Origin of the sequence: Streptomyces sp. NPDC087422 (genome assembly GCF_044744145.1) — a bacterium.
Classification (GTDB): domain Bacteria; phylum Actinomycetota; class Actinomycetes; order Streptomycetales; family Streptomycetaceae; genus Actinacidiphila.
Genome location: NZ_JBIUXT010000018.1, coordinates 13,855 through 37,510 on the forward strand (window position 1 = coordinate 13,855; position 23,656 = coordinate 37,510).

General features: G+C 73.6%; 20 protein-coding genes and 2 pseudogenes. 15 read left to right on the forward strand and 7 right to left on the reverse strand.

Going from position 1 to position 23,656, the window contains the following annotated elements; genetic code table 11:
* The first annotated feature begins 77 nt into the window (after window positions 1-77).
* The 7 genes and pseudogenes from ACIO6U_RS34785 to ACIO6U_RS34815 all read left to right on the forward strand — a co-directional run bounded on the left by ACIO6U_RS34785 (window position 78) and on the right by ACIO6U_RS34815 (window position 6,015).
* On the forward strand, window positions 78-887 hold the full coding sequence (locus ACIO6U_RS34785; RefSeq protein WP_188286150.1) for a RodZ domain-containing protein: 810 nt from the start codon (window positions 78-80) through the stop codon (window positions 885-887).
* Between the two features lie 83 nt (window positions 888-970).
* A pseudogene (gene rimO, locus ACIO6U_RS34790) lies at window positions 971-2,494 on the forward strand (30S ribosomal protein S12 methylthiotransferase RimO); the annotation flags it as partial.
* 182 nt (window positions 2,495-2,676) lie between these two features.
* Window positions 2,677-3,465: a CDP-diacylglycerol--glycerol-3-phosphate 3-phosphatidyltransferase gene (gene pgsA, locus ACIO6U_RS34795; RefSeq protein ID WP_355338126.1), complete on the forward strand. Its 789-nt coding sequence runs from the start codon at window positions 2,677-2,679 to the stop codon at window positions 3,463-3,465.
* Entirely contained in the window at window positions 3,462-4,013 is a 552-nt protein-coding gene (locus tag ACIO6U_RS34800) for a CinA family protein (RefSeq protein WP_355338129.1), read from the forward strand. The genes pgsA and ACIO6U_RS34800 overlap by 4 nt, the downstream gene beginning before the upstream one ends.
* A gap of 94 nt (window positions 4,014-4,107) precedes the next feature.
* Window positions 4,108-4,500: a helix-turn-helix transcriptional regulator gene (locus tag ACIO6U_RS34805; RefSeq protein WP_355338132.1), complete on the forward strand. Its 393-nt coding sequence runs from the start codon at window positions 4,108-4,110 to the stop codon at window positions 4,498-4,500.
* A 292-nt stretch (window positions 4,501-4,792) separates the two neighbouring features.
* Window positions 4,793-5,263: a DNA starvation/stationary phase protection protein gene (locus ACIO6U_RS34810; protein ID WP_355338135.1), complete on the forward strand. Its 471-nt coding sequence runs from the start codon at window positions 4,793-4,795 to the stop codon at window positions 5,261-5,263.
* A gap of 416 nt (window positions 5,264-5,679) precedes the next feature.
* Window positions 5,680-6,015 carry a hypothetical protein gene (locus tag ACIO6U_RS34815; RefSeq protein WP_401725288.1) on the forward strand — a complete coding sequence of 112 codons (336 nt, stop codon included), beginning with the start codon at window positions 5,680-5,682 and terminating at the stop codon, window positions 6,013-6,015.
* Here the strand turns inward: ACIO6U_RS34815 and ACIO6U_RS34820 are convergent.
* The 4 genes from ACIO6U_RS34820 to ACIO6U_RS34835 form a co-directional block, all read right to left on the reverse strand.
* On the reverse strand, window positions 5,947-6,744 hold the full coding sequence (locus ACIO6U_RS34820; RefSeq protein ID WP_401725291.1) for an SDR family NAD(P)-dependent oxidoreductase: 798 nt from the start codon (window positions 6,742-6,744) through the stop codon (window positions 5,947-5,949). The two genes, ACIO6U_RS34815 and ACIO6U_RS34820, sit on opposite strands and share 69 nt — an antisense overlap.
* A 33-nt stretch (window positions 6,745-6,777) precedes the next feature.
* Window positions 6,778-7,581: a DNA-formamidopyrimidine glycosylase family protein gene (locus ACIO6U_RS34825; protein ID WP_391052271.1), complete on the reverse strand. Its 804-nt coding sequence runs from the start codon at window positions 7,579-7,581 to the stop codon at window positions 6,778-6,780.
* Window positions 7,582-7,680: 99 nt separating this feature from the next.
* A complete protein-coding gene (locus tag ACIO6U_RS34830) occupies window positions 7,681-8,379 on the reverse strand; it encodes a LuxR C-terminal-related transcriptional regulator (RefSeq protein ID WP_401725377.1) in 699 nt (232 codons plus the stop codon).
* Window positions 8,380-8,441: 62 nt separating this feature from the next.
* The gene (locus ACIO6U_RS34835; RefSeq protein ID WP_401725293.1) at window positions 8,442-9,875 is read right to left on the reverse strand and encodes a histidine kinase; all 1,434 of its coding nucleotides are present in this window, start codon (window positions 9,873-9,875) and stop codon (window positions 8,442-8,444) included.
* A 254-nt stretch (window positions 9,876-10,129) separates the two neighbouring features.
* On the opposite strand from ACIO6U_RS34835, the gene ACIO6U_RS34840 reads away from it, so the two are divergent.
* Window positions 10,130-10,696: a heme-binding protein gene (locus ACIO6U_RS34840; RefSeq protein WP_401725296.1), complete on the forward strand. Its 567-nt coding sequence runs from the start codon at window positions 10,130-10,132 to the stop codon at window positions 10,694-10,696.
* 159 nt (window positions 10,697-10,855) lie between these two features.
* Window positions 10,856-11,452: an ankyrin repeat domain-containing protein gene (locus ACIO6U_RS34845; protein WP_401725299.1), complete on the forward strand. Its 597-nt coding sequence runs from the start codon at window positions 10,856-10,858 to the stop codon at window positions 11,450-11,452.
* Window positions 11,453-11,692: 240 nt separating this feature from the next.
* On the opposite strand, the gene ACIO6U_RS34850 is transcribed toward ACIO6U_RS34845, so the two are convergent.
* Complete coding sequence (locus ACIO6U_RS34850; RefSeq protein WP_401725302.1) at window positions 11,693-16,336, reverse strand: ATP-dependent helicase; 4,644 nt, start codon at window positions 16,334-16,336, stop codon at window positions 11,693-11,695.
* 105 nt (window positions 16,337-16,441) lie between these two features.
* Here ACIO6U_RS34850 and ACIO6U_RS34855 point away from each other — a divergent pair, with 105 nt between their 5' ends.
* The 3 genes from ACIO6U_RS34855 to ACIO6U_RS34865 are packed head-to-tail and all read left to right on the forward strand — an operon-like array spanning window position 16,442 to window position 18,487.
* Window positions 16,442-17,290, forward strand: coding sequence for an AraC family transcriptional regulator (locus tag ACIO6U_RS34855; RefSeq protein WP_355338155.1), 849 nt, complete (start codon window positions 16,442-16,444; stop codon window positions 17,288-17,290).
* 10 nt (window positions 17,291-17,300) lie between these two features.
* Window positions 17,301-18,164 carry an AzlC family ABC transporter permease gene (locus tag ACIO6U_RS34860; protein ID WP_401725305.1) on the forward strand — a complete coding sequence of 288 codons (864 nt, stop codon included), beginning with the start codon at window positions 17,301-17,303 and terminating at the stop codon, window positions 18,162-18,164.
* Window positions 18,161-18,487, forward strand: coding sequence for an AzlD domain-containing protein (locus tag ACIO6U_RS34865; RefSeq protein ID WP_391163793.1), 327 nt, complete (start codon window positions 18,161-18,163; stop codon window positions 18,485-18,487). The genes ACIO6U_RS34860 and ACIO6U_RS34865 overlap by 4 nt, the downstream gene beginning before the upstream one ends.
* Before the next feature lie 94 nt (window positions 18,488-18,581).
* On the opposite strand, the gene ACIO6U_RS34870 is transcribed toward ACIO6U_RS34865, so the two are convergent.
* On the reverse strand, window positions 18,582-19,484 hold the full coding sequence (locus tag ACIO6U_RS34870; protein WP_391163794.1) for a hypothetical protein: 903 nt from the start codon (window positions 19,482-19,484) through the stop codon (window positions 18,582-18,584).
* Between the two features lie 101 nt (window positions 19,485-19,585).
* Here ACIO6U_RS34870 and ACIO6U_RS34875 point away from each other — a divergent pair, with 101 nt between their 5' ends.
* The 3 genes and pseudogenes from ACIO6U_RS34875 to recX all read left to right on the forward strand — a co-directional run.
* Window positions 19,586-19,780, forward strand: a complete 195-nt coding sequence (locus tag ACIO6U_RS34875) for a DUF3046 domain-containing protein (RefSeq protein ID WP_188286122.1) — start codon at window positions 19,586-19,588, stop codon at window positions 19,778-19,780.
* 237 nt (window positions 19,781-20,017) lie between these two features.
* Window positions 20,018-21,151 (forward strand): recombinase RecA, encoded by a 1,134-nt coding sequence (gene recA / locus ACIO6U_RS34880; RefSeq protein ID WP_355338167.1) that lies wholly within the window; start codon window positions 20,018-20,020, stop codon window positions 21,149-21,151.
* Window positions 21,108-21,719 (forward strand): annotated as a pseudogene (recX, locus tag ACIO6U_RS34885) (recombination regulator RecX); the annotation flags it as partial. The gene recA and the pseudogene recX, both read left to right, overlap by 44 nt.
* Before the next feature lie 197 nt (window positions 21,720-21,916).
* On the opposite strand, the gene ACIO6U_RS34890 reads toward recX, so the two are convergent.
* Window positions 21,917-23,623 (reverse strand): FAD-dependent monooxygenase, encoded by a 1,707-nt coding sequence (locus ACIO6U_RS34890; RefSeq protein ID WP_401725309.1) that lies wholly within the window; start codon window positions 23,621-23,623, stop codon window positions 21,917-21,919.
* Between the last annotated feature and the right edge of the window lie 33 nt (window positions 23,624-23,656).

Consider the following 23,656-nt stretch of genomic DNA (forward strand, 5'->3'; position numbering starts at 1 on the left):
GTCCGGTTGCCGCCGCGTTTCGTACCCCCCCTAGACTGAACTTCCAGCAGGTGGCTGCACCCTCGAAAGGCGCCCTCGTGTCCGTCGGCAACTCGCCCTCCGAAGACCGGCCTTCGGTCGGTCACGCCCTCGCCCAGGCCCGTATCGCGGCGGGGCTCTCCATCGACGAGGTCAGCACCAGCACGCGGGTGCGCGTCCCGATCGTGCAGTCGATCGAACAGGACGACTTCTCGCGGTGCGGCGGCGACGTCTACGCCCGCGGGCATATCCGGACCCTGGCGCGCGCCGTCGGCGTCGACCCCGAACCGCTGGTCGAGCAGTACGTCGCCGAGCACATCGGCGAGGAGGCGCCCGCTCCCGTCGCGCCGCTCTACGAGGCGCAGAAGATCCGTTCGGAGCCGCGCCGGGCGAACTGGACGGCGGCCATGGTCGCGGCGATCGTCGCCGTGGTGGGCTTCGTCGGCTTCACGGTCTTCACCGGCGGCAGCGGCGGCGACAAGACCGCGGCGAACTCCCCGAGCCCGTCCGCGACCACCAGCGCGCCCGCCGTCACCCAGTCGCCGCAGAGCAACGGCGCCGATCCGAAGACGGACCCGACCGACAGCGCCATCGCCGCCGCCCCGCCCGGCAAGGTCACCGTCAAGATCAGCGCCGAGAGCGGCACGAGCTGGGTCCAGGCCAGTGACGGCAACGGCAAGCAGCTCTTCCAGAAGTCGCTGAAGAAGGGCGAGTCCCAGACCTTCACCGACGACAAGAAGATCAAGCTCGTCGTCGGCAACGCGGGCGCCGTCAAGCTCTTCGTCAACGGCAAGGACCTCGGCGCCGCGGGCACCGACGGCCAGGTGGTGCGTCTCACCTACACGCCGGGTGACCCCACGCAGGGCTGAATTGTGCTTCCCCGCCGTCCCGGCACCACCGCGAGCACCGGTGGCGCGGGGGCGGCGGCGACATGGCCGGGTACGCTGAGCGTATGCCCGAACCCCGTACCGTCGCTCTTGTCACGCTCGGCTGCGCCCGCAATGAGGTGGACTCCGAGGAACTCGCCGGCCGGCTGGCGGCGGACGGATGGCAGTTGGTCGACGACGCCTCCGAGGCCGATGTGGCGGTCGTGAACACCTGCGGCTTCGTCGAGGCGGCCAAGAAGGACTCGGTGGACGCGCTGCTGGAGGCCAACGACCTCAAGGGGCAGGCGCGCACCCAGGCCGTCGTCGCGGTCGGCTGCATGGCCGAGCGGTACGGCAAGGAGCTGGCCGAGGCGCTGCCCGAGGCGGACGGCGTACTCGGCTTCGACGACTACGCGGACATCTCCGACCGGCTGCGGACGATCCTGGCCGGCGGCGTCCACGCGTCGCACACCCCGCGCGACCGGCGCAAGCTGCTGCCGATCAGCCCGGCCGAGCGGCAGGCGGCGAGTGTGGCGCTGCCGGGGCACGCCCAGGGGCACGGGACGTCGGGCGAGGAGCCGGTCGAGGCCGCCGCGAGCGCTCTTGAGGCTTCCGAGGACTTCGCGGCCCAGGCGCCCGCCGATCTGCCCGAGGGCGTCGCGCCCGCCTCCGGCCCGCGCGCGCCGCTGCGCCGCCGCCTGGACTCGGGACCCGTCGCCTCCGTGAAGCTCGCCTCCGGCTGCGACCGCCGCTGCACCTTCTGCGCGATCCCGTCCTTCCGCGGCTCCTTCATCTCCCGCCGCCCCTCCGACGTCCTCGGCGAGACCCGCTGGCTGGCCGGAGAGGGCGTCAAGGAGGTGATGCTGGTCAGCGAGAACAACACCTCGTACGGCAAGGACCTCGGCGACATCCGCCTGCTGGAGACGCTGCTGCCTGAGCTGGCGGCGGTCGACGGCATCGAGCGGGTCAGGGTGAGCTACCTCCAGCCCGCCGAGATGCGCCCCGGCCTGATCGACGCGCTCACCGGAACTCCGGGCGTCGTCCCGTACTTCGACCTGTCCTTCCAGCACTCCGCGCCCGCCGTGCTGCGCGCCATGCGCCGCTTCGGCGACACCGACCGCTTCCTCGAACTGCTGGACACCATCCGGGCCAAGGCCCCGGAGGCGGGTGTCCGCTCGAACTTCATCGTCGGCTTCCCCGGCGAGACGGAAGCCGATCTGGCCGAGCTGGAACGGTTCCTGGGCTCCGCGCGGCTGGACGCCATCGGCGTGTTCGGCTACTCGGACGAGGACGGTACGGAGGCGGCGACCTTCGGCGACAAGCTCGACGAGGACGTGGTCGCCGCCAGGCTCGCGCGGGTCTCGCGGCTGGCCGAGGAGCTGACCGCGCAGCGCGCGGAGGAGCGGCTGGGCGCGACGGTACGGGTGCTGGTCGAGGCGGTGGACGAGGAGACCGGCGAGGTGACCGGCCGGGCCGACCACCAGGCGCCGGAGACCGACGGGCAGGTCGTGCTGGCGGTGCCCGACGGCGCTCCCGCCCCGCTGCCGGGGACCTTCGTCATGGCGAAGGTGACGGCGACCGAGGGCGTGGACCTGATCGCGGAGCCGCTGGACGTCCCGGCGGTTCCGGCGGTTCCGGCGGTTCCGGCGGTTCCGGCGAGCCGTGCGGTTCCTGGGATTCCGGCGGTTCCTGAGATTCCCGAGATTCCTGAGATTCCTGAGGATACGACCGGGACCGCGAGTGCCGCGGGGGGCGTGACCGACACCCCGCGCGGCCTGCAGGAGGTGGGCAGATGACCGGAGCCCCCGCGCCCGCCGCCCCGGCCTCCTCGACCCCCGACCACCTCGGGGACCCGGTGCTGCCCAAGGCCGACCTGTGGAACATCGCGAACATGCTCACGATGGCCCGGCTGGTCCTGGTCCCCGGCTTCGTGCTGCTGCTCGTGCACGGCGACGGGCACGACCCGGCCTGGCGCTCCTTCGCCTGGGCCGCCTTCGCCGTCGCGATGATCACCGACCTCTTCGACGGCGAGCTGGCCCGCCGCTACGGCCTGGTCACCGACTTCGGCAAGATCGCCGACCCCATCGCCGACAAGGCGATCATGGGCGCGGCGCTCGTCGGCCTGTCCGCCCTCGGCGACCTGCCCTGGTGGGTCACCGTCGTCATCCTCTTCCGCGAGCTGGGCATCACCGCCATGCGGTTCTGGGTGATCAGGCACGGCGTGATCCCCGCCAGCCGGGGCGGCAAGCTCAAGACGCTCACGCAGGGCATCGCCGTCGGCATGTACGTCCTGATCCTGACCGGCCCGCTGGCCACCGTACGGGCCTGGATGATGGGCGCCGCGGTCGTCCTGACCGTCGCCACCGGCTTCGACTACGTACGGCAGGCGGTCGTCCTGCGGCGCGCGGGACTGGCGGCGGAGCGCGCCGCGGTCGCGGCGGCCTCCGAGGCGGTCGCGGAAGCGGCCGCCGCTCCGGCCCAAGCTCCGGCGGGCGCTCCGGCGGGCGCGACCGCGGCGGATTCCGTGGCCGGCGTCGAGCTGGAGGCCGAGGCCGGGGCCGAGCGACCGCAGGGCGTATGACCGCCGCTGGGCGGGCGGACGCGGCGGAGGTACTGCGGCTGCTGGACGAGCGCGGCCGGACGCTGGCCGTCGCGGAGTCCCTGACCGGCGGTCTGGTGGCCGCGGAGCTGACCGGGGTGCCCGGCGCCTCCCGGACCTTCCGCGGCTCGGTGACGGCGTACGCGACCGCCCTCAAGCACGAACTGCTCGGCGTGGACGCGGCCCTGCTGGCCGCGCGCGGCGCCGTGGACGCCCAGGTGGCCCGCGAGATGGCCGAGGGCGTACGGGACCGGCTCGGCGCCGACTGGGGCGCCGCGACGACCGGGGTGGCGGGACCGGACCCGCAGGACGGGCAGCCGGTGGGCACGGTGTTCGTGGCCGTCGCGGGTCCCGGCGGTGCGGTGGGCGCCGCGCTCAGGCTGTCGGGCGACCGTACGGAGATCCGGCGGGCGACCGTGGCCGCCGTATTCGAACTGCTGACCTCGGAGCTGAGGAAGACCCGCCCCGAGAAGAGTCCGGAGGCGAAGGATAGGGAAGAACACGGGGGGAAGGGATGTTTGCAGCCCTGAGTGAACACGACATCGCTCCCCGCACGGCCGGTGCCCGAGGCGGTACGGTGGGGCGAAGAGGATGCGGATTCGCGGTCCGAGGAGGGAGCCACCGATGATCCTGCTCCGTCGCCTGCTTGGTGACGTGCTGCGTCGGCAGCGCCAGCGCCAGGGCCGCACCCTGCGTGAGGTCTCTTCGTCCGCCCGGGTTTCCCTGGGCTATCTGTCAGAGGTCGAACGGGGGCAGAAGGAAGCGTCATCCGAGCTGCTCTCGGCGATCTGCGACGCCTTGGACGTTCCTATGTCCGAGGTGATGCGGGAGGTCAGTGACGATCTGTCGCTTGCCGAGCTGGCACAGTCGGCGGCGTCCGAGACCACTGCCGCGCCGATGCGGCCCCTGCTGGGTGCGGTCACTTCTGTCACGTCCATGACGTCCACACCGGACGAACGGATCACTATCAAGGCGCCCAAGAAGTCTGCCGAGGCTGTCGACGTGGTCGCCGCCTAGCCTTCTGACCTGCTTGTTCCGACGGCCCCGACCGGCTCGCTCCCGGTCGGGGCCGTCGGCGTGTGCCCGTACGTCCGCCGGGCTTCGGCCGTTCCTCCGCCCTTCTCCCGGCCATCTCTCGCCCTTCTCGCGCCCTTCTCCCGGCGTGCTTCGCGCCGTGCTTCGGGCCGCGCTTTCGTCCGCGCTGTTGTTCGTGCTTTTGCCATGTGTGCGAGCCCGAGGCAGGGTAGGCGGGGAGGGTCAAGGGGGGCGAAACGGACCTCATGGTGTCGATCCGCTAGGAGAGAACCGCATGACTGTCGTCAAGAGCCCGCTGTCGGAGCCGGACCGGAAGACCGTCGGAGACGCGCTGCAAGGCGCCCTGGTGGACCTCCTGGACCTGTCGCTGCTCGCCAAGCAGGTGCACTGGAATGTCGTCGGCCCGCGCTTCCGCTCCGTCCATCTCCAGCTCGACGAGGTCGTCGACACCGCCCGGCTGCACTCCGACACGGTCGCCGAGCGGGCCTCCGCGATCGGCGTGACGCCCGACGGGCGGGCCCGCACGGTCGCCGAGACCAGCGGGATCGACACGGTGACCGACGGCTGGGTCAAAGACACCGAGGTCGTCGAGATCCTGGTCGCCGCGCTGGACGCCGTGATCGTGCGGATGCGCGAGCGGATCGAGACCACCGAGCAGCCCGATCCGGTCAGCCAGGACATCCTGATCGGGATCACCGCCGACATCGAGAAGTTCCACTGGATGTTCCAGGCCGAGAACGTCTGACGCACGGCCGGAATGTCGCTTTGCGTGCATATGTCGCAGCTGGTCGTGGCCGTGCGGCGACCCTTTCGGGTGAACGTTGCCCGGGGCCTGCCGGCGCGCGGCTAGCGATCTTGGCGGCAGGGCATCGCACCTGAGTACGGGACCCGCCGCGGGCGGCCTCCCGCCGCAACCTCGGGGGTCCGAAGGAGGCGGCCATGCGCGCACTGCGAGTTTTCGTGCTCCAGGCCACGGACCGGGTGGGGGGCTGGTCATGGGACGGGTCACGGGGTCGGTCGCGGCGCCGGTCATCGGTGCGGCCGCCGGGCCGCGAGACGCCGGACGGTTCTCCGGTCCGCGGTAGGGGATGCGCGGGCCGCGGTGCTGAATCCGGCGTCCGCCGTACGGGATCCGGCCGGGGCGTACGCTCCGCCGCCGTCGTGTTCGCGCTCGCCTGCGGGCTGCTGTGGTGGTGGGCGGTGCTGCGGCTGTGGATACGGCCGGAGGCCGTCGGGCCGTGGGAGGGCGCGATGGCCGCGGGCGGCTGGAGCCTCGGGCTCATACCGCTGCACGCGGTGCCGACGGTGAAGCGGCGGATGCGGGCGGCCGTGGCGGGTGACGCGGACGGGCCGTTCTTTCCGCGGGGGCCGATGGAACGGGTGCGGACCGGACGGCTGTCGCCCGACGCCGGATTCCGGGGATGCGTCCTACCAGGGCATGGCCACCCCGCCGTTGGGGCGGAGGATCTGACCGGTGACGAAGGCGGAGGCGTCTGAGGCGAGGTAGAGCACGGCCGGGGCCACGTCCTCGGGCCTGCCGACCCGGCCCAGCGGGGACATGCGTGCCAGCGACTCCTCGGCGCGGGCCTGCGCCCTCTCGTCGAACACCCCGTCCGCGCCGGTGCCGTAGTGCGCGGTCATCGGGGTGCGGATGAAGCCGGGAGCCACGGTGTTGGCGCGGACGCCGAGCGGGCCCAGCTCGGTGGCGAGGGTCTTGGTGAGCTGGACGACGGCCGCCTTGGAGACGCTGTAGCAGAGCAGGCCGCGCGCGCCCGTGTCGATCGCGCTGGACGACATCGTGATGATGCTGCCGCCGCCGCGGTCGGCCATCGCGCGGGCCGCCTCCTGGGCGCAGTGCAGCACCCCGCGGAAATTCACCGCCAGGACGCGGTCCAGGTCGTCGTCGCTGGTGTCGAGGACGCCGCTGCTGTGCATGATCCCGGCGACGGCCGCCAAGATGTCGAGGCCGCCGTGGTCCCGGACGATGCCGGCGACGGTCCGGGCGATGGCCGCCTTGTCGGTGACGTCGAGCGCCCTGGGCTCGGCCCGCCCGCCCGCCTCATCGATCAGCGCCGCCGTCTCGCGTACCCCCGGCTCGTCCCGGTCCGCGCACACCACGACCGCGCCCGCTGACGCCAGCGACCGCGCGCTGGCCCGGCCGATCCCGCTCGCCGCTCCGGTGACCAGGGCGACCCGCCCGCTGAGGTCGTACGCCGTGACCGTCATGCGTCCGACCGTACGACCGTATCTGACGGTCCGTCAATTGCCGTGCGGAGGCGGACCTTTCTGACAGCTCGGGCACCAGTACGCGACCCGGCTCTGGTCCGCTCTGCCGTGCCGGTCCGTCCTGACCGTGGTGCCGCAGCGCAGGCACGGCCGGTTCGCCCGGTCGTAGACCCAGTGCGTACGGCCGCGCCGCGTATCGCCCGTGGTGATGTGGCCGGGGCGCTCCTTGTTCGCCTCCAGCAGCCGCTTCGCCAGCGCGACCACCTTCTCCGGCGCCCTGACGTCGCCGACCGCCGTCCACGGTGTCACCCCGCGCAGAAAACACAGCTCGACCACGTACACATTGCCGAGCCCCGCCATATTGCGCTGGTCGAGCAGCGCCTCGGCGATCTCCCGCTCCGGCTCCGCGACCAGCCGCGCCAGCGCCCGCGCCGGGTCCCAGTCGGGCCCGAGCAGATCGGGGCCCAGGTGGCCGACGGCCTCGGACTCCTGCGCGGTCGGCAGCAGCGCCAGTACCGGCAGCCGGTAGCCGACGGCCGTCCTGTGCTCCGTCTCCAGCACCGCCCTGATCTGGTGGGCGGGACCGCCGCGCCAGCGCTCACCGGGCGCGTACAGGTGCCAGGAGCCCTCCATCCGCAGATGCGAGTGGAGCGTCGCGCCGCCGTCCAGCCGGGTGAGGAGGTGCTTGCCGCGGCTCACCACTTCGAGGACCCGGCGGCCGGTCAGATCGGCCGTGGCCAATTGCGGCACCCGCAGGTCGGCCCGCACGAGGGCGCGCCCCGCCAGCGCGTCATGCAGTCGGCGGGCCGTCAGCCAGACCGTGTCTCCCTCGGGCATCTGTCCATGATGACGCGGGGCGGGGGCGGGGGTCACGTCGGGGCGGCGGCGGTTTCGGCGCGCCCCTGGGGGCGGGGTGCTGGGGGTTCTGGTGCGGGATCAGCCGAGCAGGCGGCGTTCGGTCACCGCGGCCACCGCGCCCGCGCGGGTGTCGACGCCGAGCTTGTCGTAGATCCGGCCGAGGTGGGTCTTGACGGTGGCCTCGCTGATGAACAGGGCGCGGGCGATGTCGCGGTTGCCGAGGCCGCGGGCGAGCTGGCCGAGGATGTCGCGCTCCCGGGCGGTCAACTGCGGTCCCGGCGCGCGCATATGGGCCATCACGCGCCCCGCGACCGGCGGCGACAGCGCGGTGCGGCCCTGCGCGGCGGCGCGGATCGCGGAGAACAGCTCCTCCGGGCGCTCGGCCTTCAGCAGGTAGCCGGTCGCGCCCGCCTCGATGGCGCGGGTGATGTCGGCGTCGGTGTCGTACGTGGTGAGGACGAGGACGTACGGGCCGCCGTGCGCCATGCCTGTCCCGGGCGCCGTGCCTGTCCCGGGCGCGGCGGCTGCTCCGGACGTGGCGGCTGCTCCGGGCGTGGCGGCTGCTCCGGGCGTCTCCGGCCGAACGGATTCGGCCGGTGCGTGGGCCGCGGCGGCGGCGATCCGGCGGGTGGCCTCGACGCCGTCGATGCCCGGACCGAGCTGGAGGTCCATGAGGACCACGTCCGGCCGCGTCTTCGCGGCCATCGCGACGGCCTCCTCGCCGCTGCCCGCCTCGCCCACCACCTCGATGCCGTCCGCGCTGGCCAGCAGCGCCATCAGTCCGGCACGCACCACGGCGTGGTCGTCGCAGACCACGAGACGGACGGGTCGGATCTCGGTCACGGAGCGGCCTCCAGGGCTTCGAGGGGGACGGCGACGGACAGCACGGTGCCCTCGCCGGGGGCTGACTCGATGCTCAGGGTGCCGCCGAGCTGGCCCACCCGCGCGCGGATCGCGGGCAGCCCGTGGCCGCGTACCCCGGTGGCGGCGACGGCGGCCGGATCGAAGCCGCGCCCGTCGTCGGAGACGTCGAGCAGCACCTGGTCGTCGAGGTACGTCAGCGTGAGCGTGGCGTGGGCGGCCCCGGCGTGCTCCGCGGTGTTGGCGAGCGCGCCCTGCGCGATCCGCAGCAGCGCCGACCGCGTACGGTCCGGGAGCGGCACGGGCGCGCCCTCCACGTGGCAGCGGACCGTGAGGGCCGACGGCCGGGAGCGCGGAGCGTGCTCGGAGTCGTCAGAGCCTTCGGAGTGGTCGGAGCTTTCGGAGCGGTCAGAGTCTTCGGAGTGCTGCGCGGCGAGCGCGCGCAGGGCGTCGTCCAGATCCTGTCCGACGAGCGCGGCGGGCGCGAGGTCGTGCACGAAGCGGCGTGCTTCGGCGAGATTCTGCTCGGCCACGGCGGTGGCGGTACGGACGTGGCCGCGGGCGGCGTCCGGTGCCGTCTCCCAGATCCGGTCCGCGGCCTGGAGCAGCATCCGCTGGCTGGACAGGCCCTGCGCGAGGCTGTCGTGGATCTCCATCGACAGCCGCTGCCGTTCCGCGAGGGTGCCTTCGCGCCGTTCGGTGGCCGCCAGTTCGCGGCGGGTCCGCACCAGGTCGTCGATGAGGGCCTGCTGGCGGCTGGTCTGCCGCCGCATGTGGACGAAGACGGCGGTGGCGAGGGTGGCGACGGCGGGTGGCAGCAGCACCAGATTGGGGTCCGTCCCGTCCGCCAGCCGCAACTCCGCGATGACGACGAGTACGGCGAGCACCGCCACGAGCGCCACGGCCGCCCGGGTCGGCAGCGACCGCAGGCTCGTGTAGATGAGCGGGACGGCGCACCAGGCGAAGCTCGGCGCCAGCAGGACGACGACGGTCCAGCAGGCGACGAGGGCGGCGAGGCGTGCCAGCTCCCACTTGCGGGGGAGCGGTTCGCGTCGCCGTCCGGGCCGACGGCCCGCGAACTGGAGGACCGTGAGCGCCACGCTCAGCCCGATCACCCACGGCAGGCGACCGCTGCCGGGGTGCCGGTCGACGAAGCGGATGAGGGCGCCCGCGAGGAGGACGACGAAGGCGCCGTTCATGACCGCCGCCAGCCACCAGCCGTCCGGATCGGGGCTCGGCTCCGGGTCCCGCTCCGATGCGGGTTCCGGCCTCAGCTCCCATACCGCATCCGAATCCGGCTCCGGCTCCGGCTGCGGCTGCGGCCTCCGGTTCGGCTCCGGCGTCCGGTTCGGCTCCGGGGTCGGGACCGGGGGCGCGTCCCGGTCCTGGCCGGGCGGCGGCGAGCTGTGCATCGGGGCTCCTGGTCGAGGGCGGGGTCGGTGCGCTGCGAGCGGTGCGGGAGGCGACCCGGTGACCGGCCGCCATTCGCAGCGTGACCTGCCGGAACGGCCCGCGCATCGACCGATCGGATGACCCGCCTGTCCTCCATCATGCCCGCGCGCGCGATCCGTATCGCGGACCGGCGCGGCCCCGGTCCGGCCCGAGGATCGAAGGCAGAGGCGGGAACGCGAAGGCGGTCCCGCAGACCCGAGGAGTTGGAACGTCCATGAAGAAGATGTCCTCCCGTACCCGCGTCCTGACCGGTGCCGTGGCCGTCGCAGCCGTCGGCGCGGCCACCTTCGGAGCCGTCTCCGCGACCGCCGCCGCCCCGGCCGCGTCCGGCAAGGCCGCCCCCGCCTCGGCGAGCGCCGCCGCGAACGGCAAGGACACCCGTCAGGTCGACCGGCTCACCACCGCCGCCGCGACGAAGGCCGCGCAGGCGGCCCTCGACGCCGCGAACCGCGCCGGCCAGCACGTCACCGTCGCCGTCGTCGACCGGGACGGCAACACCGTCGTCACCCTGCGCGGCGACGGCGCGGGACCACAGTCGTACGAGTCCGCCGAGCGCAAGGCGTACACCGCCGTGTCCTGGAACGCCCCCACCTCCGAACTCTCCCAGCGCCTCCAGCAGACTCCGCAGCTCAAGGACATCCCTGGCACGCTTTTCCTCGCGGGCGCCGTTCCGGTCACGGCCAAGAGCGGGCCCGTCGCGGCCGTCGGCGTCGCGGGCGCGCCTAGCGGGGACCAGGACGAGCAGTTCGCCCGGGCGGGAGCGGCAACGCTCGGCCATTGAAGGCCGACGGGCGGGGAGACACTCACCCCGGCGCCCGACAGACATGAGACGTGCGGGAAGCCCGAAGCACCGGAGAAGCCGGAGAAGCGGGAAAACCCGGAGAAGCGGGAAAAACCGGAAAACCCGGAGAAGCTTTCCGGAGAAGGAGGAGACACCGGCATGGCCGACCTGAACACCAGACTGCTGGACGCCGCCCACTGCGGCGACGTGGAGCAGGTGACCGCCCTGCTCGACGCGGGCGCGGACATCGAGACCCGCGACGACCAACGGCGCACCCCGCTGCTGCTCGCCGCACTCGCCGACCACCCCGAAGCGGCCCGCAGGCTGGTCGCCGCCGGAGCCGATCCCAACGCGCGGGACTACCGCCAGGACACCCCCTGGCTGGTCACCGGCGTGACCGGCAGCGTCGAGATGATGCGCGCCCTGCTGCCCGCGCACCCCGACCTGACCCTCACCAACCGCTACGGCGGCGTCTCCGTCATCCCCGCCTCCGAACGCGGCCACGTCGCCTACGTCCGCGCCGTCCTCGCCGAGACCGACATCGACGTCAACCACGTCAACCGCCTTGGCTGGACCGCCCTCCTCGAAGCCGTCATCCTCGGCGACGGCGGTCCCGACCACCAGGAAATCGTCCGACTCCTCCTCGCCGCCCACGCTTCCCCCTCCCTCCCCGACACCGACGGCGTCACCCCTCTCCAGCACGCCGAACGCCGTGGCTTTGACGCCATCGCCCAACAACTCCGCGCCGCGACCTGACGCAGGCCCCGGCCCCAGCCCCCTCGCCGGTCCCCGCCCCGCCGGGGCGGGGCGGGCGACCGGCTGAGGTGAGCCGGCGACCGGTCGCCCAGGGCGAGGCGAGACGCACCCGACGGCCGGTGCGTCCGGGCGGACCGCAGACCGGGGCGACTCCCTGGGGGGCCAGGTCGAGATCCCGGCCCGCCACGACTGCCCCACGCAGTGGCCCGCTGCTTCCGCCGCCCTGCGTCCGACCGGGCTCTATCCGCCGTCCCGCAGGCGCAGGCCCCGCGGAGTGGCGTGGAAGCCCGCGGCTTCCAGAGCACGGCCGAGCGGCGAGGTGAGGGCCGACTCACCGTTGGTCCGCTCCACCGTGAGGCGGCCCAGCGCGCCCTCGCGGACGGCCAGCGCCAGCGCGTCCGCGGCGGCCTGGAGACGTATCTCGTCGTCGGGCCACGCCAGCAGCGTCTTGCCGCCGCGCTCGACGTAGAGGGCGGGCTCTCCGTCGATGAGGACGACCAGGGCGCCGGCTTTGCGGCCCGGTTTGTGGGTGACGCCCGCGGGCTGCTCGGGCCAGGGGAGGGCCGCGCCATAGGCGTTCGCGGGGTCGGCGGCGGCGAGCACCACCGTACGGGCGCGGGAGGCGTGCTCCTCCTCGCGGTCGCGCGCCGTGCTCAGGGCGCGCAGCCGGTCGACGGCGCCGTCCATGGCGAATTGGGCCGCTCCCAGTCCCTCCACCACGTAGCCGCGCCGGGCCTGCCCGGTCTCCTCGAAGGCCGCGAGCACCCGGTAGGCCGCGGAGAAGCCGCCCGCGACGCCCTCGGCGGCCACCGCGCCCCGGGTGACCACGCCGTGCCGGTCGAGCAGCGTGTGGGTGAGGGCGTGCGCCCGCAGCGTCGGGTCGGGCTCGGCGGACGGTACGAGGGACCAGCGGCCCGCGGTGGTCGGCGGACCGGAACGGGACGCCGTCGCACGCGGGGCGCCGGTCGCCAGCGAGCTGTACCGACCGCGCGGCACGGCCCGCGGTGCCCGGTGCGCGGTGGAACCCGCCGTGCGGCCCGAGCCGAGGAGCGCCCTGAGCGGCGACAGGGTGTCGTTGGTGAGCCGTCCCGACCAGGCCAGGTCCCAGACGGCGTCGGCCAGTTGGGGATCGGTGGTGTCCTGCCCCGCGGCCCGCACCTGCTCGGCGATCTGCCGGAAGAAGAGACCGTAGCCGCCGGACAGCGCGGCCAGCACCGCCTCGTGCAGCGGGGACAGCTCCAACGGCTGCGGGGCGGGCAGCAGCAGGGGGGCGCTGTCGGCGAGGTAGAGCGACACCCATCCGTCCTTGCCCGGCAGGGCGCCCGCCCCGGCCCACAGGATCTCGCCGGAGGCCGTCAACTCGTCCAGCATCGCCGGGTTGTAGCCCGTCACCCGGGACGGCAGCACCAGCTTCTCCAGCGCCGACGCGGGTACGGACGCGCCCTGCAACTGCTCCACGGCCCGCACCAGCCCGTCGGGACCGCGCAGGCTGTGCGTGCCCACGTGCTGCCACTGCGGGAGGAAGACGCCGAGCGTGGCGGGCGGCACGGGCTCCAACTCCTGCCGCAGCGCGGCCAGCGAGCGGCGCCGCAACCGCCGCAGCACCGTCGCGTCGCACCACTCCTGGCCCGCACCGCCCGGCCGGAATTCACCCTGCACCGTACGGCCCGCCGCCGTCAGCCGTTGCAGCGTCCCGTCCGCCACCGCTGCGCCCAGGCCGAATCTCCCGGCCGCCTCCTTGGTCGTGAACGGCCCGTGCGTGCGCGCGTACCGGGCGAGCAGATCCCCCAGCGGGTCCTTCACCGGCTCGGTGAACGCCACCGGCACGCCCACCGGCAGCGCCGTACCGAGCGCGTCCCGCAACCGCCCTGCGTCCTCGACCGCCGCCCAGTGCTCCGCCCCGGCGATCCGCACCCGGATCGCCCGCCTTGCCGTCTCCAGCTCCTCCGCCCACCCCGGCTCCGCGCCCCGCGCGGCCAACTCCGCGCCGGTCAGCGGTCCGAGCACCCGCAGCAGATCCGCGACCCCCTCGGCGCTCTTCACCCGCCGGTCCTCGGTCAGCCACTGCAATTCGGTGTCCAACTCGGCCAGGACATCGGCGTCCAGCAACTCGCGCAGCTCCGCCTGGCCCAGCAGTTCCGCCAGCAGCCGCGAGTCCAGCGACAGCGCCGCGGCCCGCCGCTCCGCCAGCGGCGAGTCGCCCTCGTAGAGGAACTGCGCCACATAGCCGAACAGCAGCGAGCGGGCGAAGGGCGAGGGCTCGGGTGTGGTCACCTCGACCAGCCGCACCCTGCGGGCCTCGATGTCGCCCATCAGCTCCACCAGACCCGGCACGTCGAAGACGTCCTGAAGGCATTCGCGGACCGCCTCGAGGACGATCGGGAAGGAGCCGAACTCCGAGGCGACCTGGAGCAGTTGCGAGGCTCGCTGGCGCTGCTGCCACAGCGGGGTGCGCTTTCCGGGGTCGCGGCGCGGCAACAGCAGGGCGCGTGCGGCGCACTCGCGGAACCGGGAGGCGAACAGGGCCGAGCCGCCCACCTGATCGGTGACGAGCTGTTCGACCTCGCCCTTGTCGAAGGCGACATCCGCCGCGCCCACCGGCGACTGCTCGGGGTCGAACTCCGCTCCGCGCAGCACGGGATCGGAGTCCAGCAGGTCCAGGCCCATCAAGTCGGCGTCCGGCAGCCGCAGCACGATCCCGTCGTCGGCGTGCATCGCCTGGGCGTCCAGGCCGTAGCGCTCCTGGAGCCGCGCGCCGAGCGCCAGCGCCCACGGCGCGTGCACCTGCGCGCCGAAGGGGGAGTGGATGACGACCCGCCAGTCGCCCAACTCGTCGCGGAACCGCTCGACCACGATCGTCCGGTCGTCCGGCACATGACCGCACGCCTGCCGCTGCTCGGCCAGATACGACAGCACATTGTCCGTCGCCCAGGTGTCGAGACCGGCCGCCGTCAGCCGCTCCCTGGCCCGCTCCGGTGCCAGCGCGCCCACCTCGCGCAGGAACGCGCCCAGCGCACGGCCGAGTTCGAGCGGGCGGCCGAGCTGGTCGCCCTTCCAGAACGGCAGCCGTCCCGGCACTCCCGGCGCGGGCGAGACCAGGACCCGGTCGCGAGTGATGTCCTCGATGCGCCACGAGGTGGTGCCCAGGGTGAAGACGTCCCCGACCCGGGACTCGTACACCATCTCCTCGTCCAGTTCCCCGACCCGGCCGCCGCCCTTCTTCGGGTCGGAGCCCGCCAGGAACACCCCGAACAGCCCGCGGTCGGGGATCGTGCCGCCGGAGGTGACGGCGAGCCGCTGGGTGCCGGGGCGTCCGGTCACCGTGTTCGCCACCCGGTCCCACACCAGGCGCGGGCGCAGCTCGGCGAAGGCGTCCGAGGGGTAGCGCCCGGCCAGCATGTCGAGGACCGCGATGTAGGCGGAGTGGGGCAGCGCCGAGAACGGCGCCGCACGCCGCACCAGGGCCAGCAGGTCGTCCACGTCCCAGGTGTCGAGCGCGGTCATCGCCACGATCTGCTGGGCCAGCACGTCCAGCGGATTCGCGGGCACCCGCAGCGACTCGATCGCGCCCTGCCGCATCCGCTCGGTCACCACGGCGGACTGCACCAGGTCACCGCGGTACTTGGGGAAGACCACCCCGGTGGAGACCGCTCCCACCTGGTGCCCCGCGCGCCCGACCCGTTGCAGACCGGAGGCGACCGAGGGCGGCGACTCCACCTGCACCACCAGATCGACCGCGCCCATGTCGATCCCCAGCTCAAGGCTGGAGGTCGCGACGACCGCGGGCAGCCGCCCCGCCTTCAGGTCCTCTTCCACCAGGGCCCGCTGCTCCTTGGACACCGAGCCGTGGTGTGCCCTGGCCAGCACCGGCGGCGTGCCCTTGGCCGCGCCGGACTGGGCCATGATCTCGGCGGGGGAGTGCGCCTCGGGCAGCGCCTCGCCCTCGGCCCGCTCGTAGGCGATCTCATTGAGCCGGTTGCACAGCCGCTCCGCCAGACGGCGCGAATTGGCGAAGACGATCGTGGAGCGGTGCGCCTGCACCAGGTCGGCGATCCGCTCCTCCACATGCGGCCAGATCGAGGCCCGCTCGGCGGGACCCGCCGCCGGCCCGGTGTGCTCGGCCACCGGGGAGCCGCCCAGCTCGCCCAGATCCTCCACCGGCACGACCACCGACAGGTCGAACCGCTTCTGCGACGGCGGCTGGACGATCGTCACCTTGCGGCGCGGCGACAGATAGCGGGCGATCTCGTCCACCGGCCGCACGGTCGCCGACAGCCCGATCCGGCGGGCGGGCCGGTCAAGGAACTCGTCCAGCCGCTCCAGGGAGAGCGCCAGATGCGCCCCGCGCTTGGTGCCCGCGACCGCGTGCACCTCGTCCAGGATCACCGTCTCGACCCCGCTCAGCGCTTCCCGCGCGGCGGAGGTGAGCATCAGGAACAGCGATTCGGGGGTGGTGATCAAAATGTCCGGCGGTCTGGTCACCAGCGCCCGCCGCTCCGCCGGAGGCGTGTCGCCCGAGCGGATGCCGACCCGGACCTCGGGCTCCGGCAGTCCCAGCCGTACCGACTCCTGCCGCAGCCCGGCGAGCGGGCTGCGCAGATTTCGCTCGACGTCCACCGCGAGCGCCTTCAGCGGCGACACGTACAGCACCCGGCACCTGCGGCGGGCCTCGGCGGGCGGCGGGGTGCTGGCCAGCCGGTCCAGGGCGGCGAGGAAGGCCGCCAGCGTCTTGCCGGAGCCGGTCGGCGCGACGACCAGCACGTCGGAGCCCTCGGCGATGGCCGACCACGCCCGGGCCTGGGCGTCGGTGGGCTCGCTGAACGCCCCCGTGAACCACGCGCGGGTGGCCGGGGAGAACGCGTCGAGACTGCTGCGACTGGACATGGCATCCATCCTGCCTCGCCGCACCGACACCGCGCGGCGGCCGACCCCTCAGCCTGTGGATAACTCGCTGGACGCCCCGGCCCGCCACCGGTCCACAATGGCCGTGTGACGGTGCGAGAGCAGGCCAGGTACTGGGAACACCCCGGACTGCCCGGAGTCGACCTGCTGCGTGCCCGCTATGTCCGGCACACCTTCACCCGGCACGCCCACGACAGCTACGTGATCGCGGCGGTCACCGGAGGCGTCGAGGGCATCGGGCTGCCCGGCGGAGCCGAGCGGGCGGGCGCGGGCGGAGTCGTCCTGATCAACCCCGAGACCCCGCACACCGCCTACGCGGGCGTCGAGGAGGGCTGGAGCTACCGGGTCCTCTACCCCTCGCCCGCCGTGGTCGCCGCCGTCGCCGCGGAGACCACGGCGCTGCGCGGCACCCCCTCCTTCAACGCCTCGGTGCTCGACGACCCCGTGACCGCCCGCATGATCGCCGACGTCCACCGCGCCGCCGAAGGGGACAACGCGCTCGCCGCCGACACGCAGCTGCGCCTCGTCGTCGCCCGGATGCTCGCCCGCCACGCGAACTCCGCGGCCCTCGGACCCGCGCCCGTCGCGGGCGCGGGCGTCGCGGCCCGCGCCCGCGACCTGCTGGCCACCCGCCTGGCGGCCCCGCCGAGCCTGGAGGAACTGGCCCGTGAGGTCGGCACCGGCCCCTTCGCCCTGCTGCGCGCCTTCAAGGCCGCCTACGGGCTGCCGCCGCACGCCTGGCTGACCAGCGAGCGGGTCAGGGCCGCCCGCCGCCTGCTCGACACAGGCGTCAGCCCGGCCGACACGGCCGCCGCCGTCGGCTTCACCGACCAGCCCCACCTCAACCGGCACTTCGCCCGGATCGTCGGCGTCCCGCCCGGCGCCTACCAACGCGAGCGCAAGAACGTACAAGACCCGCCGTCCCGCCGTCCCTAGCCTCATGCGGGTGACGGGACATCCGATAGCCACAGAACCCGCGGAATCCGCCGACCGCAGAGAATCCACCGGGCCGGCGGACCGGCAGCCACGCTCCGCGCGCGCCCAGGTCGTCCGCGACGCCCTCGGGGTGGGCGTCGCCGTCGGGCTCTCCGGCTTCGCCTTCGGCGTGACCTCCGCCGGAGCCGGGCTCGCACTCGCCCAGACCTGCGCCCTGTCCCTGCTGGTGTTCACCGGAGCGTCGCAATTCGCCCTGGTCAGCGCCCTGGGGGCGGGCGGCAACCCCTTCGCGGCAGCCGCGGGAGCCTTCTTCCTCGGCACCCGCAACGCCTTCTACGGGCTCCGGCTCTCCCAACTCCTCCGCCTGCCCGCCGCGATACGGCCGCTGGCCGCGCAGTGGGTCATCGACGAGACCTCCGCGGTCGCGCTGGCGCAGACGGACCGCGCCTCCGCGCGGCTGGGCTTCACCGTCACTGGAGGCAGCCTCTACGCCCTGTGGAATCTGACCACCCTCATCGGCGCCCTGGGCGCCTCGGCGCTCGGCGACCCCGCTTCCTGGGGGCTGGACGCGGCAGGCCCCGCCGTCTTCCTCGCGCTCCTCGCCCCCATGGTCAAGGGGCGCGCCGAACGGGCGGTCGCCGCGGTCGCCGTCCTCCTCGGCCTTGTCTGCCTGCCACTCCTGCCCGCCGGAGTCCCGGTCCTGGTCGCCGCCCTGGCGGCGCCCCTCGTCCTGGCCGTCACCCGTGCGAAGCGCACCGGAAAGGACGCGTCAGGAACCGTACGGAAGCCGGAACGGGCACCAGCACAGGCACCAGCAAAGGCACCAGCACGGGCATCGGCACCGGCACGCGAAGAGGGAGAGACAGCGGAATGAGCACAGGAGCGAGTACCTGGATCGCCGTCATCGTGACGGCCCTCGGCTGCTACGCGGTCAAACTGCTGGGCCTGTCCGTACCGGCGGGATTGCTGGAACGCCCCGTGGTCAAGCGCCTCGCCGCGCTCGTGCCCATCGCGCTCCTCGCCGCGCTCACCGCCCTCCAGACCTTCGGCACCAGCGGACTGCGGCTGGCCGTGGACGCGCGCTCGGCCGGGCTCGCGGCGGCGGCCGCAGCCCTCCTGCTGCGGGCGCCCTTCCTCGTGGTGGTGGCCGCGGCCGTCGTCGTGACCGCGGCCGTACGGGCCGTCTCCGGCATGTGAGCCACGGGCCGGTCCTCCGCGACATCCGGTGCCCGGTCACCGGCGTAAGGACCGGGCACCTGGATCAGCGCCCCTTACCCGCGCGGCCTCGCCGTCAGCCCAGACGGCCGTACGCGCGCAGCGTCCGCAGCGCCTCGATCGTCACCATGGGCCGCCCTTCGAGGGCGGAGCCCGGCGCCCACTCGCGCCAGGTGATCGGCCAGCCGCCGTCGTCGCCCTGCTGCCCCGCGAGATGGTCAAGCGACCGTTCCATCTCGGTGTCGGTGAACCACGACCGGGCGGCCGAGTCGGGGGAGGGCGCGAAGTCGTGGGCGAAGTGGTGTTCGCCCGGCGCGTATCCGGTCGGCGGCGCGACCCGCCCGGCGCGCTCGGGCTCCAGCAGCGCCAGACCCTGCTCGCGCACCAGTCGTCCCAGCCGCTCCACCGCGCCCTGCGCACGCGGCCGGTCCTGCGCCGAGGCCAGGAACGCCAGCGAGGCCAGCACCTCATAGGGATGCGTCCGGTCCAGGGCGTCGATCGCCGCCCAGCAGAAGTCCGTCGACCTGAACAGCCACGCGTGCCACACCTCGTTGCGGCGCAGCAGCCCCACCACGGGCCCGGTGGCGAGCAGGTCACCGGGCGGGTCGTCGGAGATCCGCATCCAGGGCGCGTACGGATAGCCGCGCAAGGACGCGTCGACCGCGGGCAGCGCGCCCTCCGCCGTCGAGCACGCCGTCAGATAGCGGCAGATGCGCTCGGCCCTGCCGCCCCTGCACCGGTCGATCTCGTCCAGCACCCGCAGCGCGTACGCCACGTGCAGCGGCTGGCTCACCGGGCCGCGCAGGTCGGGCTCCAGCGCGTGGCCGTATCCGGCGTCGTCATTGCGGTACGCGTCGAGCGCGGTCTCGACCGCGTCGCCGTCGCCGTCGAGGAAGTGGAAGGCGAACCTGCGCTGCTCGAGCACACGGGCGGTGAGCCACACGAACTGCTCGGCGCGACCTAGCGGAGTTGCTGGCATGCGCGCACCCTAGGGCGTGCGCGGCGGCCTGGAACACGGCTGAGCCGAGGAGCCACCCGGCTGTGTGACGGTACGCGTGCGGGCGCGGGATACTGGCAGTCATGCGGTTGACGATTTTCTGGGAGCGGATGCGCGCGCACTTCGGCGACGCGTACGCCGATTCCTTCGCGCGGGACCATGTGATGGCCGAATTGGGCGGCCGTACGGTGCATCAGGCGCTGGACGACGGCTGGGAGGCCAAGGACGTCTGGCGCGCGGTGTGCGCCTCGATGGACGTGCCCGCCGCCAAGCGCTGACGCGGCGTCGCGAGCGGAGCGACGGATTCAGGAGTGGCCCGACACCCCCGGCGGGTCGCTTGACATCAAATTCGAACATCCATTCTTATGGCTTGTGCCGGGTGGATTTCCGTGGTGACGAAGCGTGTTTCCGCCGGAGTTATCCACAGCACGGGGCGACGGCCGGGCGCGTTGTCAGTGCCAGGCGCTAGCGTCGTGGACGTGAAGCGATCGAACCAGACATCCCGGGTGGAGCCCATGGCAGGAAACGACCGCGAGAAGGCGCTCGACGCCGCGCTCGCGCAGATTGAACGGCAGTTCGGCAAGGGCGCGGTCATGCGCCTGGGCGACCGGCCGAACGAACCCATCGAAGTCATCCCCACCGGATCGACCGCTCTTGACGTGGCACTCGGCGTCGGCGGACTGCCGCGCGGCCGAGTGGTGGAGGTCTACGGCCCGGAGTCCTCCGGTAAGACGACCCTCACCCTGCACGCGGTGGCCAACGCCCAGCGGGCGGGCGGCACGGTGGCGTTCGTGGACGCCGAGCACGCGCTGGACCCCGACTACGCCAAGGCACTCGGCGTCGACACGGACAATCTGATCCTGTCCCAGCCGGACACCGGCGAGCAGGCGCTGGAGATCGTGGACATGCTGGTCCGCTCCGGCGCTCTCGACCTCATCGTGGTCGACTCCGTGGCAGCCCTCGTGCCACGGGCCGAGATCGAGGGTGAGATGGGCGACTCGCACGTGGGTCTCCAGGCCCGTCTGATGAGCCAGGCCCTCCGCAAGATCACCAGCGCGCTCAACCAGACCAAGACCACCTGCATCTTCATCAACCAGCTCCGCGAGAAGATCGGTGTGATGTTCGGCTCGCCGGAGACCACCACCGGTGGCCGCGCGCTGAAGTTCTACGCCTCCGTCCGGCTCGACATCCGCCGGATCGAGACCCTCAAGGACGGCACCGAGGCGGTCGGCAACCGTACCCGCGTCAAGGTCGTCAAGAACAAGGTCGCGCCGCCCTTCAAGCAGGCCGAGTTCGACATCCTCTACGGCCACGGCATCAGCCGTGAGGGCGGCCTGATCGACATGGGCGTGGAGCACGGCTTCGTCCGCAAGTCCGGCGCCTGGTACACGTACGAGGGCGACCAGCTCGGTCAGGGCAAGGAAAACGCGCGCAATTTCCTGAAGGACAACCCCGACCTGTCGGACGAGATCGAGAAGAAGATCAAGGAGAAGCTCGGCGTCGGCGTGCCGAAGGTCGAGGCGCCGGGCGCACAGCCCGGGGCGGACGCGGCAGGACCCGCGGCCGTGGCCAAGACCGACGCGCCCAAGGCCGAGGTCCCCGCGCCCAAGGGCGCGAAGGCGACCAAGGCGACCGCCGCCAAGGCCTGACGCCGTGGCGCGCAGGTCCCCTGAGCGCGGCGGCTCTTCCGAGTCGAGGGCCTCGCGAGAGCCGCCGCTCGATCCCGAGGAGCAGGCGCGGGCGCTGTGCCTGCGCCTGCTCACCGGGACGCCCCGCACCCGCAGGCAGCTCGCCGACGCCCTGCGCAAGCACGAGATCCCGGACGAGGTCGCCGAACGCGTCCTGGAACGCTTCCAGGACGTGGGGCTGATCGACGACCAGGCGTTCGCCAACTCCTGGGTGGAGTCCCGGCACCGCGGCCGGGGTCTCGCCCGCCGTGCCCTCGCACAGGAGCTCCGCCACCGCGGAGTGGACGCGGAGCTGGTGAACGAAGCGGTCGGACTGCTCGACCACGACCAGGAGGAGCAGACCGCCCGCGAGCTGGTACGCCGCAGGCTGCCGGGCACCCGCGGGCTGGACCGCGACAAGCGGATCCGCCGCGTCGCGGGCATGCTCGCCCGCAAGGGCTACTCCGAGGGCCTGGCCCTCCGGGTGGTGCGGGAAGCGCTCGCCGCCGAGGGCGTCGAGGAGGAGCTCGAAGAGGAGCCGTGGGAGTGACGGCGGCGAGGACGGCGGAATCCTGGAAGGCGAGGGAGTACGAAGGCCCCGCCACCGGACGTCGCCCTGCCGCCAGGGCCTCCCAAAACCGCCCCGCCGTCCGGCACCGGGACCATCCGCCAAGGGGGGCGGTGCCGGTGACCGGCAGCCCGGCGGGCTGACGGTGACCGTCCGGCAGGGCGTGCCCGGCCCGGCTGCTACCGGGTGTGCCCGCTGACCCGCGTGCCCGCCGCGCCGCCGGGCCCGCCGCCTTCACCGTCACCGTCGTCGGAGTCCGGCTCCGTACCTTCGCTGCCCGCCGGCACCGGCGGACCGCCGCGGGCCAGGTCGGCGTACGAGTACAGCTCCGCGGGGCGGCAGCCCACCATCGCCGTGACCAGGCGTCCGTCCGGCCGGATCAGCAGCACACTGTGCGCGGTCGCCCCCGGATACGTCTCGGCGACGACCAACTCCGCGCGGGTCGGCAGCGCGGCGACCGCGGAGGCGAGCCGGGGCATGAGCCCGGCGGTCAGCCAGTGACGGCTGTCCCACACCCCCGTACCGGGCGCGATCAGCACCACGATCAACCCCCGGCCGAGCCGGTCCCGCAGCCGTCCGACGGTGCCGTCGAGCGCGGTCACCGACACATCGGTCACCGCACCGCCCGGCGGCGTGTCGCACCCGGCGACCAGCGGCGACGGCCCGGACTTGCCGCCTCCGGAGCGCGGCGCGGGCAGCGCGAGCGGCGAGCGCCCGTAGACCGAGGACGCGGCGGCGGACCCCCGGCCGAGATGGCTGTCGGTCAGCAACTCCGCCTGGCCGCGCGCCGAGCCCGACAGCACCGCGTGGCGTACCGTCTGCCACGGGCCACTGGCCCGCAGCAGCGGAAGCGCCTGGTCGGTGGCGCGCAACCGGGCGCCGACCGCCCCGCGCCGCTCCGCCTCGTAGCTGTTCAGCAGTATCTTCGACGCGCCGTCGTGCCAGGCCAGCGAGAGCTTCCAGGACAGATTCTCCGCGTCCCGCAGCCCCTCCTCGACGCTCTGCGCGCCGAGCGCGCCCATCAGGTGTGCGGCGTCCCCCGCGAGGAAGACCCGCCCCCTGCGCCAGCGCCTGGCCAGCCGCTGGTGCACCGGGTAGTCGGCCGAGCCGACGAGTTCGTACGGGACGACGCTGCCGCACCAGGCGGTGAGCGTGGACCGCAGCCGTTCCACCAACGCGTCGGACGTGAGCAGCCGTCCCTGCGGGGGCAGCAGCCAGTCCAGCCGCCACAGGCCGTCCGGCAACGGACGGGCCGTCACCTCCTGGCCCGCGGGCGCCCCCGGCGGGTCGCGGTGCAGCAACGCCACACCCGGTTCGGGGAGTTCCGCGCGGATCACCGCCACCGCGTGCCGGTCGACGGCGGTGCGGCCGGGGAAACGTACGCCCGTCAGCTTGCGGACCGTCGAACGGGGACCGTCGCAGCCGACCAGGAAACTGCCGCGCCACCAGGTGTCGTGCGACCCGCGGGTGTGCACGGTGATCCCGAGACCGTCCTGCTCGAAGGCGTCCACCCGGCAGCCCGGCACGATCCGCACCGACCCGCAGGCGAGCAGCGCGTCGCGCAGGCCGCGCTCCAATTGGTGCTGCGCGATGTGCGTGGGGGAGTCCTGCGGTCCGAATTCGACGCGCAGCACTTCCGTACGACGGCGCAATGTGCGCCAGGCCGACCAGGAGGCTCCGTCGCCGCGGACACCGGCGTAGCCGAGCCGTTCGACGAACGCGACCGTGTCGGGGCCGAGGACCGCGGTGCGTGGGCGCCGTAACCCGTCGGCATCGGTCAGTGCCTCCGCCTCGTCGAGGACGATGACGGGGACGTCGCGGCGGGCCAGAGCGAGGGCGAGGGCCAGGCCCACGGGACCCGCCCCCGCGACGATCACCGGGTCCATGGAGAGGCCCCCGGAAGAAGTGCGGTCACAAAG

Excerpts from the sequence above, each read along its gene's own strand:
- ACIO6U_RS34845 (WP_401725299.1), top strand. The coding sequence starts at position 10,856 with ATGGCCGACCTGAACACCAGACTGCTGGACGCCGCCCACTGCGGCGAC.
- pgsA (WP_355338126.1), top strand. The coding sequence starts at position 2,677 with ATGACCGGAGCCCCCGCGCCCGCCGCCCCGGCCTCCTCGACCCCCGAC.
- ACIO6U_RS34850 (WP_401725302.1), bottom strand. The coding sequence starts at position 16,336 with ATGTCCAGTCGCAGCAGTCTCGACGCGTTCTCCCCGGCCACCCGCGCG.
- ACIO6U_RS34870 (WP_391163794.1), bottom strand. The coding sequence starts at position 19,484 with ATGCCAGCAACTCCGCTAGGTCGCGCCGAGCAGTTCGTGTGGCTCACC.
- ACIO6U_RS34830 (WP_401725377.1), bottom strand. The coding sequence starts at position 8,379 with ATGGCGCTGCTGGCCAGCGCGGACGGCATCGAGGTGGTGGGCGAGGCG.
- ACIO6U_RS34820 (WP_401725291.1), bottom strand. The coding sequence starts at position 6,744 with ATGACGGTCACGGCGTACGACCTCAGCGGGCGGGTCGCCCTGGTCACC.
- ACIO6U_RS34875 (WP_188286122.1), top strand. The coding sequence starts at position 19,586 with ATGCGGTTGACGATTTTCTGGGAGCGGATGCGCGCGCACTTCGGCGAC.
- ACIO6U_RS34865 (WP_391163793.1), top strand. The coding sequence starts at position 18,161 with ATGAGCACAGGAGCGAGTACCTGGATCGCCGTCATCGTGACGGCCCTC.
- ACIO6U_RS34890 (WP_401725309.1), bottom strand. The coding sequence starts at position 23,623 with ATGGACCCGGTGATCGTCGCGGGGGCGGGTCCCGTGGGCCTGGCCCTC.
- recA (WP_355338167.1), top strand. The coding sequence starts at position 20,018 with ATGGCAGGAAACGACCGCGAGAAGGCGCTCGACGCCGCGCTCGCGCAG.
- ACIO6U_RS34835 (WP_401725293.1), bottom strand. The coding sequence starts at position 9,875 with ATGCACAGCTCGCCGCCGCCCGGCCAGGACCGGGACGCGCCCCCGGTC.
- ACIO6U_RS34840 (WP_401725296.1), top strand. The coding sequence starts at position 10,130 with ATGAAGAAGATGTCCTCCCGTACCCGCGTCCTGACCGGTGCCGTGGCC.
- ACIO6U_RS34810 (WP_355338135.1), top strand. The coding sequence starts at position 4,793 with ATGACTGTCGTCAAGAGCCCGCTGTCGGAGCCGGACCGGAAGACCGTC.
- ACIO6U_RS34800 (WP_355338129.1), top strand. The coding sequence starts at position 3,462 with ATGACCGCCGCTGGGCGGGCGGACGCGGCGGAGGTACTGCGGCTGCTG.
- ACIO6U_RS34825 (WP_391052271.1), bottom strand. The coding sequence starts at position 7,581 with ATGCCCGAGGGAGACACGGTCTGGCTGACGGCCCGCCGACTGCATGAC.
- ACIO6U_RS34805 (WP_355338132.1), top strand. The coding sequence starts at position 4,108 with ATGATCCTGCTCCGTCGCCTGCTTGGTGACGTGCTGCGTCGGCAGCGC.